We start from the raw sequence: 13,980 nt of genomic DNA, 5'->3' as shown, positions 1-13,980 counted from the left end.
TCAGAAGTTGTGGCGGATGCCGGCGGCGATCGAGCGGTTGTCCAGCCCGGCGGCGGTGCCGAGGAAGCTGTACGCGCCGCCTCCACCGACGGTTTGCGCGCGGTCGTTGTCGATCCGGGTGTAATAAGCGTAGAGCTTGCTGCGCTTGGACAGGTTGTAGTTGTAGGCCACGGTGTATTGCTTGCCGGCGGTGTCGTGGGTGCCGCTGTAGTCGCCGGCCACGCCGACGTTGAGGTGGAATTCGTGGGCGCCCACCGGGGCCATCAGGGCGACCCGGTAGTAGTTGCGGCTGACCGTGTCGGTGAGGGTGTCGCGCCGGGAGCGTTCAAACAGCGCGCCGAGTACGAGGGGGCCGAAGTTGTAGCTGCCGCCGGCAGTGATCGCGCGGTCGTTGTTGAGGCGGACGGCGTCGCTGCCATCCAGGTCCTTGGTGTTCTGGGCGGACACGTAGGTGATGGCGGCGTGCAGGGGACCTTGGTCGTAGCTGCCGACCAGGCCGAGGTGGTGGGGCGTGCGCTTGGTGCCGGTGGTTACGGGGGCCTCGTCCAGCAGCGCGTAGTCGGCCTCGAAGGTGAAGCCGGCGATGGTCGGGCTGGTGTACCACACGGTGTTGTTCATGCGCCCACCCGCGGCGGTGGAGTTGCCGCTGACGGCCGGCGACAGCAGCGCATCGGCGGAATAGCCCGAGTCGTGGTTGTGCATGCTGATGTAGTCGTAGAGCGCGTAGTACGCCGGGCCGAGGGTGCGCCCGAGGCGCAGCGTGCCCTGGGGCGTGCGCAGGCCGACGAAGCTGTCGCGGCTGGCCAGGGACGTGGAGTCGCTGCCGTCGACGCGGATACGGCTTTCGACCTGGAAGAGCGCGGCCATGCCGCCGCCCAGTTCTTCGGTGCCGCGAAAGCCGATCCGTGAGGCGTTGTCATTGACGACGTTGTGGGCCGGGCCCTGTTCCGCCTTGACGTTTTCGAAGGTGGCGTTGATGCGTCCATAGAACACCACGCCGGAGTCGGCGTGGGCATTCAGCGCGGCGAGGCCTGCAAGCGTGGCCAGGGTGATGCGGGTCGTTTTCTTCATTTTTCTGGATTCAGGTGCGGGGTGGGCGGCGGGGCTCATTCAAAAGCCTTGTCGTTGGGGGCCTGGTAAAGCTTCTGCATGGCGTCGGAGAGCGGGAAGTTGAGGTTCAGGCCCTTGGGCGGGATGGGCTGGGTGAACCACTTCTTGTAGATGGCTTCGGCCTCGCCGGAAGTCATGGCCTTGGCGAGGGCGGCGTCGACGACCTTCTTGAAGCCGGGGTCGTCCTTCCTGAGCATGCAGCCGTAGGCCTCGAAGCTCTGCGGCGTGCCGGTGACGACCCAGTCGGCGGGGTGCTTGGCCTTGGCCATTTCGCCGTAGAGGAGGGCGTCGTCCATCATGAAGGCGACGGCGCGGCCGGTCTCGAGGGTGAGGAAGGCCTCGCCGTGGTCCTTGGCGGAGATGATGTTCATGCCGAGCTTCTTGTCCTCGTTCATCTTGCGGATGAGGCGCTCGGAGGTGGTGCCGGCGGTGGTGACGACGTTCTTGCCTGCGAGATTGGGGAAGTCCTTGATGCCGGACTCCTTCTTGGTGAGCAGGCGGGTGCCGATGATGAAGATGGTGTCGGAGAAGGCGACCTGGCGGGCGCGCTCGGCGTTATGGGTGGTGGAGCCGCACTCGATGTCGATGGTGCCGTTCTGGATGAGGGGGATGCGGTTCTGGGAGGTGACGGGGGTGAGCTTGACCTGCAGGGCGGGCAGCTTGAGGTTGGCCTTGACCGCGTCGACGACCTTGAGCATCAGCTCCTGGCTGTAGCCGACGACCTGCTGCTTGTCGTCGTAGTAGGAGAAGGGGATGGACGACTCCCGGTGGCCCAGGGAGATCGTTCCGCTGTCCTTGATCTTCTTGAGTGTCGGCGATTCCTGGGCGACGGCGGACTGGGCGAGTCCGCCGGCGAGCAGGCAGGTCAGGACTAACTTCGGTGGGGCGTGCATGGTCGGTGTCTCCAATGTTCTGTTTTATTGGCGCAGCAGCGCCGCGCTGACCTCTCTTTGCACGGGCTGTGCCAGCCGTCCGACCATGCAGGAGGCGTTGCAAGTGATTGATTCGAAATGGCATGGTGATACCGAACGGCGTGGATGCGTTCGGTTTTCCGGATGAAGCCTGAATGGGAGGTCGGAAATCCGGATGAGCCGGAGGTAGACAGGAAGGGCGGCGATGGAGATTAGTTTTGCTATTGAGAACCATTCGCGTTAATGCTAATGTCCGGACTGTTTCCCTCAACCCCGGCCCGGGCCGGCTCACGAAAGGTATCCGTCATGCGTTCCACCCTGTTCGCCCTCACCATCGCCCTGTTGCCGGCTGCCGCCTTTGCCGGTGCCAAGTGCGAGCCGCATCCCAAGTCCGAATGGATTCCCGAGGCAGAGGCGAAGGCACGCCTGGAGGCCCAGTACGAGGTCCGCAAGTTCAAGATCGACGGCTCCTGCTATGAGATCTATGGCAAGAACAAGGAAGGCAAGAAGGTCGAGATCTACTTCGACACCAAGACCCTGGCCATCGTGAAGGCCGAGATCGAGCAGTAAGTGCATCGCGAAGCGCGCCCACGCCCCGTGTGGGATCGCCTCGTCCGCCTGACCCACTGGGGCGTGGCGGGGCTGGTGCTGTTCAACTCCTTCAACGAGAGCGGAGAGGTTCACCGGCTTGCCGGCTACGTGGCGGTGGCGCTGGTGCTGCTGCGTCTCGTGCATGGGCTGCTGGCAGGAGGCGGTTCGACCGCAGCCCTGCCGTTGCCCGGCTGGCGGGCGATCCGCACGCACCTGGCCGATCTGCTGCACGGCAAAGGCCATGCCGGCATCGGCCACAATCCGGTCGGGCAGTGGATGGCCTACCTGTTGTGGGCGCTGATCATCGCCCTCGGCGTGACCGGCTGGATGGCCCGTCTGGACGCCTTCTGGGGCGACGACTGGCTGATCGAGCTCCACGAGGGGCTGGCCGGCGGGCTGCTGGGCTGCGTGGCGGTGCATCTGGCCGGCGTGGTAGTGATGAGCATCGTGCAGCGGGAGAACCTGGCCCGGGTCATGGTCACCGGGCGCAAGGGTGGCTGAAGCTGCAGGCGGCCGGGGTGCGCTGCTAAAATGGTGAATTAGTCATCTGCCGACGGAAATTCGCCATGCCGAACCTGACCCTCACCCGCCCCGACGACTGGCACCTGCACGTGCGCGACGGCGCCGCTCTGGCCGTGGTGGTGCCCGACACCGCCCGCCGCTTCGGCCGGGCGCTGATCATGCCCAACCTGAAGCCGCCGGTGACCAGCGTGGAGCAGGCCGCGGCCTACCGGGAGCGCATCCTCGCCGCGGTGCCGGCCGGCCTCAAGTTTGCGCCGCTGATGACGTTGTACCTCACTGACAGCCTTAAACCCGAAGAGATCGACAGGGCCGCCGCCAGCGGCTTCATCCCGGCCGCCAAGCTCTATCCGGCCGGCGCGACGACCAACTCGGACGCGGGCGTCACCGACATCGCCAAGGTCTACCCCGTGCTCGAACGGATGGCCGAGGCGGGCATTGTTCTCTGTGTTCATGGCGAGGTGACCCATGCTGACGTTGATATCTTTGATCGCGAGCGCGTCTTTATCGATCGCGTACTGGCGCCGCTTGCAGCGCGCTACCCGACCCTGCGCATCGTCTTCGAGCACATCACGACGGCCGACGCGGCGCAGTTTGTAACCGAGGCGGGCCCCAACGTGGGGGCGACCATCACCGCCCACCACCTGCTGCTCAACCGCAACGCGATCTTTGCCGGTGGCATCCGGCCGCATCACTATTGCCTGCCGGTTCTCAAGCGCGAGACCCATCGGGAGGCGCTGGTCAAGGTCGCCACGTCGGGCAGCAACAAGTTCTTCCTCGGCACCGACTCGGCGCCGCACGCCAAGAGCACCAAGGAGTCCGCTTGCGGGTGTGCGGGCTGCTACACCGCCCATGCCGGCATCGAGCTGTATGCCGAAGCCTTCGAACAGGCCGGTGCGCTGGACAAGCTGGAAGCCTTCGCCAGCTTCAACGGCCCCGATTTCTACCGCCTGCCGCGCAACACCGACACGATCACGCTGAGCAAGGAAAGCTGGGACGTGCCGGCCGGCCTCGACTATCTGCCGAGCGACCCGCTGGTGCCGCTGCGCGGTGGCGAGCAGATCCACTGGAAACTTCTCTGAGTTTCTCGACACGACGATGCGCGCGACCTCTGCCCTCAAGACGCTGCTGATCCTCGCCGCCGTTCCGCTGCTGTCCGCCTGCGAGAACGACGGCATCGCCTTCCTCATCGATGGCAAGGACCACTCCATCTCCCTGCTGCGTGAGCAGCGCTGGTTTTGGAGCGACGAGGTGGCCCAGTCCATCGTCGTGTCGCGCATGCCGCAGTGCATGCGCCGCTACGAGATCAAGCCGGGCGTCGCCGGCTCCGTGAAGATGGAAGTCTACGAAGCCGGCGACTACCTGTGGGCCCTCAAGCAGGGCAAAAACTGGTATCTGGCCGGCACCGAGAAGTGCCAGTTCCAGCGCTGGGACGAGCATCCGGAAGAGCCGCCAGGGCGGCTCGTCGGCACCTTCACGCGCAAGAACGACACGCTGGAGTTCATCGAGGCCGAGGCGGAGGCCGCGTCCAAGCCGATCAAGCCGTCTGCCGAATGAGCGCCGGTGCCGACCACGCACCGGCGGCGCTGGCTCACCGTCCGCTTTTCGATGGCATCTCCCCGCTGCTGATGCGTTTCCCGGCGCCGGAACTGCCCGGCCTGGCCGAACTCGACGTCTTGTATGCCGAGACCACCGCCGGCGCGGACGTCCGCCGCCTGCGCTTCGTGCCACCAGTGGCGGGCGCCGCTTACGAAGCTCACATCGCCCGCCACGACGCCGTGCCGACGCGGCCCGCCGACTGGCACGACTTCTTCAATGCGCTGGCCTGGTGCGTGTGGCCGCGAACCAAGTCCATCTGCAACCGGCTGCATCTGCAGGCTATCGAGGCGAATGCTGCGGCGGGCCTCAGCGGCCGTGGCCCGCTGCGCGACGCGCTGACCCAGTTCGACGAATGCGGCGTGCTGGTGGTCGGCTGTGATGCGGAAATCCTGCACCTGCTGGCAGCCCATGAATGGGAGGAGGCGTTGTGGACGCGCCGCTCGCGCCTCGTGGAGAGCACCCGCTTCCTCGTCTTCGGCCACGCCAGCTGGGATCAGCTCCGCGCGCCTTTCAGTGGGTTGTGCGCCAAGGCCATCTACCGCCAGGTGGATGAAGTCTGGTTTGCGCTGCCGGCTGCGCAGCGTCAGGCCGAAGCCGACGCCTGGCTGGCCGACCATCTCGCCGGCAGTGCCGCCGAATTGGCGCCGCGCACGCTGAGGCCCTTACCCTTGCTGGGTATCCCAGGCGTGACGCCGGCCAGCGAAAGCGCGGATTATTATCGCGATCGACGGCAGTTCCGTCCTCTCGCCCAGGAAGAGCGAGGCCGTGATCGACATGCTGATGCCTTGCCTCCGCTGGCGCGAAGGATGAGGCTGGATTCAGAATTTTCATCAAGGAAGTGAACATGCTCCAGAAGAACCCCGCCTTCCCCGGTGTGGCCGGGCCGGTCGTCGTGATCGTCATGGACGGTTACGGCCTGCCCAAGAATGACGCCGGCAGTGCTATTGCCGCTGCCCGCAAGCCGACCCTCGACCGCCTGTTCGCCGAGTATCCGAACATCTCCCTGCGCGCCCACGGTACCGCCGTCGGCATGCCGTCGGACGACGACATGGGCAACTCGGAAGTCGGCCACAACGCCATCGGCGCCGGCCAGGTGTATGCGCAGGGCGCGGCGCTGGTGGCCAACGCGATCGCCGACGGTGCGATCTGGGCCGGTGACGCGTGGAAGGAGATCGTCGCGGGCGCCAAGGCCGGCGCGAACGGGAAGGAGGGCACGATCCACTTCATCGGCCTGTTCTCCGACGGCAACGTGCACAGCCACATCGACCACCTGAAGGCGATGGTCGTGCAGGCCAAGGCCGAAGGCGTGAAGACCGTGCGCATCCACGCCCTCATCGATGGCCGCGACGTGCCCGAGACCAGCGCGCTGGAATACGTGGTGCCCTTTGAGGCCTTCCTGGCCGAGATCAGCGCCGACGGCTTCGACGCCCGCATCGCCTCCGGCGGCGGCCGCCAGTACATCACCATGGACCGCTACGACGCCAACTGGCCGATGGTGGACAAGGGCTGGAAGACCCACGTGCTTGGCGAAGGCACCCAGTTCGCCAACGCCACCGCAGCCATCAACGGCCTGCGCGAGCGCCACCCGGGCACCATCGACCAGGATCTGCCGGAGTTCGTCATCGCCGACGGCGGCAAGCCCATCGGCACCATCGAGGATGGCGATTCGGTCGTCTTCTACAACTTCCGCGGCGACCGGGCCATCGAGATCACCCGCGCCTTCGTCGAGGACGACTTCGACAAGTTCGACCGCGTGCGCCACCCCAAGGTCACCTACGCCGGCATGCTCCAGTACGACGGCGACCTGCAGCTGCCGAAGCGCTTCCTGGTGGCCCCGCCGGCCATCAAGGACACCTCCGGCGAATGGTTCAGCAAGGCCGGCCTGGCCCAGTTCGCGTGCTCCGAGACGCAGAAGTTCGGCCACGTGACCTACTTCTGGAACGGCAACCGCTCCGGCAAGTTCGAAGGCGAAACCTGGCAGGAAGTCCCCAGCGACGTGGTGCCCTTCGAGCAGCGTCCGTGGATGAAGGCCGCGGAGATCACCGACGCGCTGATCGCCGCGCTGCAGTCCGGCCAGTACAAGATCCTGCGCTGCAACTACGCCAACGGCGACATGGTCGGCCACACCGGCAATTTCCAGGCTGCGGCGATTGCCATCGAGGCCGTCAACCTGGCCCTGTCGCGCCTGCTGCCGGCCATCGACGCCGCCGGTGGCGTTGCGTTGATCACCGCCGACCACGGCAACGCCGACGAGATGTTCGAGCTGGACAAGAAGACCAAGCTGCCGGCCCAGAACGCGGACGGCTCCTTCAAGGCCAAGACCGCGCACACCCTCAACCCGGTGCCGCTGATCCTCTACGACAACGTCAGCGGCGGCAAGCTGGGCCTCAAGCAGACCCCGACCGCCGGCCTGTCGAGCATCGCCGCCACCGTCGCCAACCTGCTCGGGCTGGAAAAGCACGCCAAGTGGGACGAGGGCGTGCTGGAGGTGAAGTAAAGGTTTCATCCCGTGGGGGCGGTGCATTTGCCCCCACGGGCGCTTTGTCCCGACGGCCTGCCGCGGTGCCCGCCTGAGTTGCGGGTACGGCGGCAGGCCGCGTGCCATCAGGGCACGATCACGTAGTCGGGGTTGGCGATCGCGAAGACGGCCTGGCGGTCGGCGGCGGGTGGGTAGATCCACTGGGTAGTGATGTCCCGCTTCAGGTTCTTGGCGTCCTGCCGCGTCAGGCTGATCTGGCGATCCCAGCCTTCGGTGTACAGCGCGCCCCAGGCTCCGAGATCCAGGCAGGTCACGTACTTGGGTTGGCTGTAGGCGTGCAGCGGCAGGCCGAGCAGTTCGGCGGCGGCGTTGTGGCCGGCGACCCGCCCAAGGCTCAGCGCGTGCTGGCAGGACATGAGCGCCACGTTGCCCTGATCGTCCGTGGCCGCATGGGCGACGTCGCCGGTGACGAACACGTCGGCCGCCTTGCCGGCGCGCAGGTAGGGATCGACGTGGACGCGGCCCTGGGCGTCGTGCTCACCGGGAATCTGCGCGGCGAGCGGATTGGCGCGGGCGCCGGCGGTCCACACCACGGTGGCGGCTTCGATGCGTTGCCCTGCCGAGGTCGTGATCCCGCCCACGTCGATGGCTGCAACTGCGACGCCGGTGACGATCTCGACGCCGCACTCGGCCAGCGCCGCCTCGATGACCGGTCGCGGCACCGGGCCCAGGTCCGGGCCGATGCCTGGTGCCTGTTCGACCACCACGACGCGAACGTCGGCTTCCGTGCCCAGAATCCCGCGCAGGCGCTGCGGCATCTCCGCCGCCGTCTCGATGCCGGTGAGACCGCCGCCAACAACGACCACCGTATTGCGCGCCGCTGTTGCGGGGCGTGTCGCCAGGGCGGCGAGGTGCGCCGCGAGGGTCTTGGCGTTGGCCAGCTGGTCCACATTGAAGCTGAACTCCGCGATGCCGGGGATCGGGGGCTGGAACAGCGTGCTGCCGGTGGCAAGGACGAACTTGTCGTAATGCAGGGTGCTGCGCTCGCCATCGCCGCTCACGACCTCGACTTCATGACGGTCGCTGCGGATCGACGTGACCCGTCCGGCAATATGGCGGACGCCCGTCGCCGCGAACAGCGCCAGCAGGTCCGGATCGATGTTCTCGATAACGGCTTCGTAAAGGCGCGGGCGGACGACCAGCGTCGGGCTCGGCGAAACGACCACCACCTCGACATCCGTCCTGCTGACCAGCTCGACCGCACGGGCCGCCGACAGCGCTGCCCACAAACCGGCAAAGCCGGAACCCGCGATGACAATTTGCTGCGTCATTCCATGTACTCCTAGCAAACGCCGGACGTAGAGGGGCCTTGCGCAGGGGCGCAATAATTCGCTCGGCACATCCGGCAGGGGCCGAGGGCGATTGACCTAAGGGGAGGGCGGCGCGGGCGGAATGCCGCGCCGCGAAGTATCAGACAGGCGGTTTGGGCTTGCGGCCGGGCTTGCGGCTGCCGGCGCGCTCGCTGGTCCAGTCATGGACCTCGACGAAGAACTCGCCGGGCGCCTTGCGGCTGAAGCTGGCCGCGACTTCGGCGAGGGTGTGGGTTGCCAGTTCGTCGCGCATCGCCTTTTCCGCCTGCAGCATGATCCGATGGATGCCGCACACGCCGCTGGTCGCCCAGTCGGGCGGCGTTTCGCCGAACACCGCGCAGCGGCTGCGGATCTCCTGGCAATCGAAGAGCGGTTTGTCGCCTTCGATGGCATCGACGATCTGCAGGAAGTTGATCTCCTCCGGCGGCCGGGCCAGGCGGTAGCCGCCCCGCACGCCCTCGCTGGCGGCGACGATGCCGGCCTTTTCGAGCTTGGGAAAGATCTTGGCGACGAAGCTCGGCGAGATGCCCTGCAGCTCGGCCAGATCGCGGCTGCTCAACGCAGTGTCCCCCGAGCCGACGAGCCACAGGAGGCAGTGAATGCCGTATTCGACGCTAACGGTTAGATGTGCCATAACACAGACTATATTTGTCTTTGTTTAAGATGGCAAGAAAAACGTGGATTTTGTTTGTCTGAGTAAAGCGTCGGAAACGCTGAAAGCCGTGCTCATGGTGGGGTGAGTGAATGTTGGTGAAGTGCTCCGGAGCATGGACGTCGGCTATCGGGAAAGCGACCTGTACATCATCCTTGGGCTACGCGTTCCGCCCTGGCCGTCACGATGCCCTGCTGAGCGGCCCATAGCCCGACATCTTCGCGGCGAATGGCCGCGGCCATCAGGCCGGGAAAGTGGTTTGGCGTGCAGGCGAACGAGGGCACACCGAGGGCTGCCAGTTTGGCTGCCAGGTGACGGTCGTAGCTTGGCGCACCTTCGTCGCTGAGAGCCAGAAGCGTGATGACCTGGACGCCGGACTGGACGAGTTCGCTGGCCCGTTGCAAGAGGTTTTGCTCGACACCGCCCTCGTAGAGATCGGAAATCAACACCATGATGGTATTGCGTGGATCGCGGACCAGCGATTGGCAGTAGCCGACGGCCCGGTTGATGTCTGTGCCGCCGCCGAGTTGTACGCCGAACAGGACGTCGATCGGATCACTGAGTTGTTCGGTGAGATCAACGACGGCGGTGTCGAAGACCACCATATGCGTCCGGACGGCCGGCAGGGAGGCCATGACCGCGCCGAAAATGCTCGAATAAACGACGGATGCGGCCATGGACCCGCTCTGGTCGATACACAGGATGACCTCGCGTTGGGTACGCCGAGCCTTTCGGCCGTAGCCGACCAGGTTCTCCGGGACGATGCTGCGATAGGCTTCCTGCCAGTGCCTGAGGTTGGCGCGGATTGTGCGATTCCAATCGATTTCGGCATGCCGTGGACGACGGTTGCGGACTGCTCGGTTGAGGGCGCCCGTGACGGCGCTACGCATCGGCTCTTCGAGCTTATCCATGAGTGCGTCGACTACTTTCCTGACCACGGAGCGCGCTGTGTCCCGTGTCTTGCTCGGGATGATGCCGCGCAGTGACATCAGGGTGGCGACCAGATGTACGTCGGGTTGTACTGCGTCCAGCATTTCCGGCTGGAAGAGCATGCTCTTGAGGTCCAGGCGTTCCAAGGCGTCCTTCTGCATGACCTGCACGACCGAGGCTGGAAAATAACGACGGATGTCGCCCAACCAGCGGGCAACATGCGGCGAGGACGCACCGCTGCCGCCGCGCAGGCCACCCGGTTCGTCGGCGTCGTAAAGCGCGTGCAGCGCGTCGTCGATGCGCAGGTCATCGCCGGTCAGTAGGTCGTTGCAGGCGGTCTCGGCCGGTTTTCCAAGAACCAGGCGCCAGCGACGCTTGCGGGCGTCATCGGTGTGCGCAATGTGACTCATGCTTGGATTCCCAGAAGTTGGTGCAATAAGGGCAAGACCTGTTCAGCGCGGGCCGTATCCCAATCCGACGGGCTTGCCAGGGGCGAGGCGACTGTCGAACGGTTGACCCGTTCGCCGAGTTGCCGCCGTTCGGGTGTGCTGAACGCAGCAAAGGCGCGACGCAGCAGGGGCAATTCACGGATGAAGTCGTCTTCCCCCAGGCTGCCGAGCCAGCCATCAACCATGGCCCACAGCTGTGGATCGTGGAGCAGAACCATGCCGCTCTGGTTGAGGAAACCTTCGAGCCAAGCAGCAGCCGGTCCTGGGTCGTTGCCGACCGATAGGGCTTGGCTCATGCGCAGTGAAGTTTGTTCCAGGCTGGTGAGTTGCTCGTCGAAGAGCAGGCGGTTGGCAAGGCCGCAGATCAGCCCGTGGCAACTGCCGAGTTCGGAGAGCCTGTGCAGGGATTGTTGCCATTCTTCCTGAAGGTTATGGCGGGCGAGCAGGCCCAGCGCTTGATGTAGCGTAATAATGTGCGTGCGCATCGCTTGGGCGGCTTCATCGTCGAGGGTCGAGCAGGCGCCTGGCAGGCCGATGGCGGCGCGCGGTACGAGACTGTCGAGCAGGTGCTCAACCATGCCTGCATCGGTCTGACGGACATTGCCGTAGCGAGCGATATTGGCCAGGGACGGCACGGCAGCCATCAATTGCAGTATGTCGCTGGTGATCGCTGCATGGTTTTCCAGGGCTTGGGATACAGGAGCGACGGCTTCGTTCAGATCAGCCAGCAGGACTTGGTTCACCAGTTCGGAGAGTTCGGGCAGGCTGCCCGCCGTCCGGGCCCGATCCGTTGCCCGAGCAATGGCAGCCTGGCGCACGCTGTTGCCCCAGCGGCTGGCATTGATCACGGAAATAACCAGATCCGGCGCCCACTGGATAGTCCATAACTCGTGGAAGCTGCCCTTGGCATTGCGCCCGGTTCTGCTCAGGGAGCCCCAGTCGATGTCGAGAAGCCTGAGGCGATGCAGCAGGTGGCTACGAGCCAGATCGTTCTCCTGGCGCAGGTCGAGATCAATCGTCTTTTGCGTCGCTTCCGTTTTCAGGCGCAGGCTCTTCTGTTGCTGTTGCAGATCTCGTTGCAAAGGAACTGCCGGGGTCGTTTCCGGGGTATGACCGAGGTGGTCGCCGACGGTCATTTTTCGCCGGATAAGTTGCATCGGCACTTCATCGCCCATGCAGACGACGGTTCGCAAGGCCTCGTCGAGTTCGTCGAGACCCGGCTGCGGGCGGTCGCGCAGGGCGGCCAAGGCATCGGCCAGGCGGACGGTTTCGATGATGTGCGCTGAGGAGCAGTCCAGCCCGCTTTCGCGGAAAAGTCGGGCTGCGCGGGTCAGCCAGCCGACGGCCCGATCCTCCCTCGTGCTTTGCCAGAGGTGCTCGTACCAGCCGGGTGAAGCGACGCCTGCACCATAGCCGCTGGTGAAACTGAGGTTGTGGTAGGACCAGGGTACCCAGGTACTCGCGACCTTGATTTTCGGCAAGCCCTTGAGCAAATCGTTGTCGGCCCTGGCAGGGGGCATTTCGCTCAGGGCTGGTACGTGCCAGGCGCCGCAGACCACGGCAATACGCTGGAAACCTTCTTTCTGGGCCTGGCGCAGACATTTCCGCATGTGTGCCTCGCGCAGGGCTTCACGCCGTTCGACAGAAGCCGGGGAGGTGCGGGGGGGCGCTTCGTTGCGCATGCAGCTCATGGCTTCGCCAATGGCCGCAAACAATTCCAGGCTGTCTCCGCGTTCCTCGACCAGGTGATTCCACCAGGCTTCGCCATCGTCGTAGCCGGCGGCGCGGCCTAGCCAGTCGAGGGGATCACCGCTTGGCCCTGACGTGTCCACGGCGACTTCTGGGCCGTTTTCCACCCCGGCTTCGTCTTCCGGCAGTGCCGGTGCTTCTACCGCAACGTCGGGCGTCTGGCCGTCGTCCTCGTCAGCGGCTGGACGGTTCAATGCGAAGCGGTGCGCTGCCGGCAGATCGATGAAGCGAGCCGGGATCTGCCGTTCCAGTGCAAAGCGTAGGGCATTCCATTCCGGAGAGAAGGCAGCGAAGGGATAGAAGGCGGCTTCACGTGCATCGTCAGGGTTGTAGACGAGCAGCGCGACCGGCGGCACCAAGCCATCGGCCTGCATGAACGCCAGCATCTCCTCGCCATCGGGGGGGCCTTCGACGAGCAGGCAATCCGGTTGCAGTTCCTCGAGGGCACGTATCAGGCTGCGGGCGCAACCCGGCCCGTGGTGGCGAATGCCGAACAGGTGAAAAGGTGTTGCGGGTGAATCAGCCATGTGCGTAGCGCCTAGTCCAGTTCCCGGCAGGCGCGGTAGAGGTCTTTCCAGTCGCTGCGTTCCTTCATGACCGTCTCCTGGTATTCCCGCCAGACCACCGTATCCTGCACCGGATCCTTGACGATGGCGCCGACCAGGCTGGAGGCGATGTCGCCGGCGCGCAGCACGCCGTCACCGAAGTGGCCAGCCAGGGCCATGCCACTGTTGATTACGGAAATCGCTTCAGCCGTGCTCAGGGTGGCGCTCGAACTCTTCAGTTTGGTTCTGCCGTCTTCAGTCTGGCCGTTGCGCAGCTCTCGGAAAATCTGCACGACCCGGCGTACCTCCTTGAGGGCCGGAGGCTCGCTAGGTAGTTGCAGGGCTCGTCCGAGCTCGGCAACCCGCTTGCTGACAATGCTGACTTCTTCTTCGTCGCTGGCCGGTACCGGCAGGATGACCGTATTGAAGCGCCGTTTCAGCGCACTGGAGAGTTCATTGATGCCCTTGTCGCGATTATTGGCCGTCGCAATGACGTTGAAGCCGTGTATCGCCTGAGTCTCGATGCCGAGTTCAGGAACGGGCAGTGATTTTTCCGAAAGGATGGTGATCAGCGTGTCCTGCACGTCCGCAGGAATCCGGGTCAGCTCCTCGATACGTGCGGTTTTACCCTGCTCCATGGCGCGCATCAGTGGGCTGGCGACCAGCGCAGTCTTGGATGGCCCCTTGGCCAGCAACTCGGCATAGTTCCAGCCGTAGCGCAGTTGCTCCTCGCTGGTGCCTGCCGTGCCCTGGATGAGCAGGGTCGAATCGCCACTGACGGCGGCCGCCAGGTGCTCCGACACCCAGGACTTGGCGGTACCCGGCACACCGAAGAGGAGCAGGGCACGATCAGTGGCCAGCGTGGCGATGGCTGTTTCCATCAGGCGTCGGTTGCCGATGTACTTGGCGCTGACCTGAAAGCCGTTGGCGAGCGTGCTGCCCATCAGGTATTCGGCCACCGCCCATGGCGAAAGTGCCCAGTTTTCCGGCCGCTCGCGGTTGTCCGCCTTTTTCAGTTCCTCGAGTTCCTCGGCGAATTGTTGCTCGGCATGCTGGCGTAGGACGTGGCTCATGGT

13 protein-coding genes are annotated in these 13,980 nt (G+C 65.1%); 6 read left to right on the top strand and 7 right to left on the bottom strand.

Going from position 1 to position 13,980, the window contains the following annotated elements; genetic code table 11:
• Together AC1PQG_RS19000 and AC1PQG_RS18995 are read right to left on the bottom strand one after the other, a co-directional pair.
• Positions 1-1,071, bottom strand: coding sequence for a porin (locus AC1PQG_RS19000; RefSeq protein WP_481119359.1), 1,071 nt, complete (start codon positions 1,069-1,071; stop codon positions 1-3).
• 35 nt (positions 1,072-1,106) lie between these two features.
• Positions 1,107-2,003: a glutamate/aspartate ABC transporter substrate-binding protein gene (locus tag AC1PQG_RS18995; protein WP_481119358.1), complete on the bottom strand. Its 897-nt coding sequence runs from the start codon at positions 2,001-2,003 to the stop codon at positions 1,107-1,109.
• 324 nt (positions 2,004-2,327) lie between these two features.
• Here AC1PQG_RS18995 and AC1PQG_RS18990 point away from each other — a divergent pair, with 324 nt between their 5' ends.
• The 6 genes from AC1PQG_RS18990 (at position 2,328) to gpmI (ending at position 7,227) form a co-directional block, all read left to right on the top strand.
• The gene (locus AC1PQG_RS18990) at positions 2,328-2,591 is read left to right on the top strand and encodes a PepSY domain-containing protein (protein WP_481119357.1); all 264 of its coding nucleotides are present in this window, start codon (positions 2,328-2,330) and stop codon (positions 2,589-2,591) included.
• Positions 2,592-3,113: a cytochrome b/b6 domain-containing protein gene (locus AC1PQG_RS18985; protein WP_481119356.1), complete on the top strand. Its 522-nt coding sequence runs from the start codon at positions 2,592-2,594 to the stop codon at positions 3,111-3,113.
• Between the two features lie 65 nt (positions 3,114-3,178).
• A complete protein-coding gene (gene pyrC / locus AC1PQG_RS18980; RefSeq protein ID WP_481119355.1) occupies positions 3,179-4,213 on the top strand; it encodes a dihydroorotase in 1,035 nt (344 codons plus the stop codon).
• A 16-nt stretch (positions 4,214-4,229) separates the two neighbouring features.
• Positions 4,230-4,688 (top strand): hypothetical protein, encoded by a 459-nt coding sequence (locus tag AC1PQG_RS18975; protein ID WP_481119354.1) that lies wholly within the window; start codon positions 4,230-4,232, stop codon positions 4,686-4,688.
• Entirely contained in the window at positions 4,685-5,572 is an 888-nt protein-coding gene (locus AC1PQG_RS18970; protein WP_481119353.1) for a DUF3025 domain-containing protein, read from the top strand. The genes AC1PQG_RS18975 and AC1PQG_RS18970 overlap by 4 nt, the downstream gene beginning before the upstream one ends.
• A 2-nt stretch (positions 5,573-5,574) precedes the next feature.
• Positions 5,575-7,227 carry a 2,3-bisphosphoglycerate-independent phosphoglycerate mutase gene (gene gpmI, locus AC1PQG_RS18965; protein WP_481119352.1) on the top strand — a complete coding sequence of 551 codons (1,653 nt, stop codon included), beginning with the start codon at positions 5,575-5,577 and terminating at the stop codon, positions 7,225-7,227.
• 107 nt (positions 7,228-7,334) lie between these two features.
• Here the strand turns inward: gpmI and AC1PQG_RS18960 are convergent, their stop codons facing one another.
• From AC1PQG_RS18960 to AC1PQG_RS18940, 5 genes are all read right to left on the bottom strand, one after another.
• Positions 7,335-8,540 carry an NAD(P)/FAD-dependent oxidoreductase gene (locus tag AC1PQG_RS18960; RefSeq protein WP_481119351.1) on the bottom strand — a complete coding sequence of 402 codons (1,206 nt, stop codon included), beginning with the start codon at positions 8,538-8,540 and terminating at the stop codon, positions 7,335-7,337.
• Between the two features lie 139 nt (positions 8,541-8,679).
• Entirely contained in the window at positions 8,680-9,213 is a 534-nt protein-coding gene (locus AC1PQG_RS18955) for an RrF2 family transcriptional regulator (protein ID WP_481119350.1), read from the bottom strand.
• A 167-nt stretch (positions 9,214-9,380) separates the two neighbouring features.
• Positions 9,381-10,571, bottom strand: a complete 1,191-nt coding sequence (locus AC1PQG_RS18950) for a VWA domain-containing protein (RefSeq protein ID WP_481119349.1) — start codon at positions 10,569-10,571, stop codon at positions 9,381-9,383.
• The gene (locus AC1PQG_RS18945) at positions 10,568-12,886 is read right to left on the bottom strand and encodes a DUF5682 family protein (RefSeq protein ID WP_481119348.1); all 2,319 of its coding nucleotides are present in this window, start codon (positions 12,884-12,886) and stop codon (positions 10,568-10,570) included. The genes AC1PQG_RS18950 and AC1PQG_RS18945 overlap by 4 nt, the downstream gene beginning before the upstream one ends.
• Positions 12,887-12,897: 11 nt before the next feature.
• On the bottom strand, positions 12,898-13,977 hold the full coding sequence (locus tag AC1PQG_RS18940; RefSeq protein ID WP_481119347.1) for an ATP-binding protein: 1,080 nt from the start codon (positions 13,975-13,977) through the stop codon (positions 12,898-12,900).
• Positions 13,978-13,980: the final 3 nt, after the last annotated feature.

Source organism: Zoogloea sp. GDB6 (genome assembly GCF_056724105.1).
The sequence above is the reverse complement of the archived record's forward strand: the minus strand, read 5'-3'. Positions and strand labels throughout refer to the sequence as shown.

Bases quoted from the DNA above. Each gene is read 5' to 3' on its own strand.
- AC1PQG_RS18955 (WP_481119350.1), bottom strand. From the start codon at position 9,213: ATGGCACATCTAACCGTTAGCGTCGAATACGGCATTCACTGCCTCCTG.
- AC1PQG_RS18960 (WP_481119351.1), bottom strand. From the start codon at position 8,540: ATGACGCAGCAAATTGTCATCGCGGGTTCCGGCTTTGCCGGTTTGTGG.
- AC1PQG_RS18945 (WP_481119348.1), bottom strand. From the start codon at position 12,886: ATGGCTGATTCACCCGCAACACCTTTTCACCTGTTCGGCATTCGCCAC.
- gpmI (WP_481119352.1), top strand. From the start codon at position 5,575: ATGCTCCAGAAGAACCCCGCCTTCCCCGGTGTGGCCGGGCCGGTCGTC.
- AC1PQG_RS18950 (WP_481119349.1), bottom strand. From the start codon at position 10,571: ATGAGTCACATTGCGCACACCGATGACGCCCGCAAGCGTCGCTGGCGC.
- AC1PQG_RS18990 (WP_481119357.1), top strand. From the start codon at position 2,328: ATGCGTTCCACCCTGTTCGCCCTCACCATCGCCCTGTTGCCGGCTGCC.
- pyrC (WP_481119355.1), top strand. From the start codon at position 3,179: ATGCCGAACCTGACCCTCACCCGCCCCGACGACTGGCACCTGCACGTG.
- AC1PQG_RS18995 (WP_481119358.1), bottom strand. From the start codon at position 2,003: ATGCACGCCCCACCGAAGTTAGTCCTGACCTGCCTGCTCGCCGGCGGA.
- AC1PQG_RS18970 (WP_481119353.1), top strand. From the start codon at position 4,685: ATGAGCGCCGGTGCCGACCACGCACCGGCGGCGCTGGCTCACCGTCCG.
- AC1PQG_RS19000 (WP_481119359.1), bottom strand. From the start codon at position 1,071: ATGAAGAAAACGACCCGCATCACCCTGGCCACGCTTGCAGGCCTCGCC.
- AC1PQG_RS18975 (WP_481119354.1), top strand. From the start codon at position 4,230: ATGCGCGCGACCTCTGCCCTCAAGACGCTGCTGATCCTCGCCGCCGTT.
- AC1PQG_RS18940 (WP_481119347.1), bottom strand. From the start codon at position 13,977: ATGAGCCACGTCCTACGCCAGCATGCCGAGCAACAATTCGCCGAGGAA.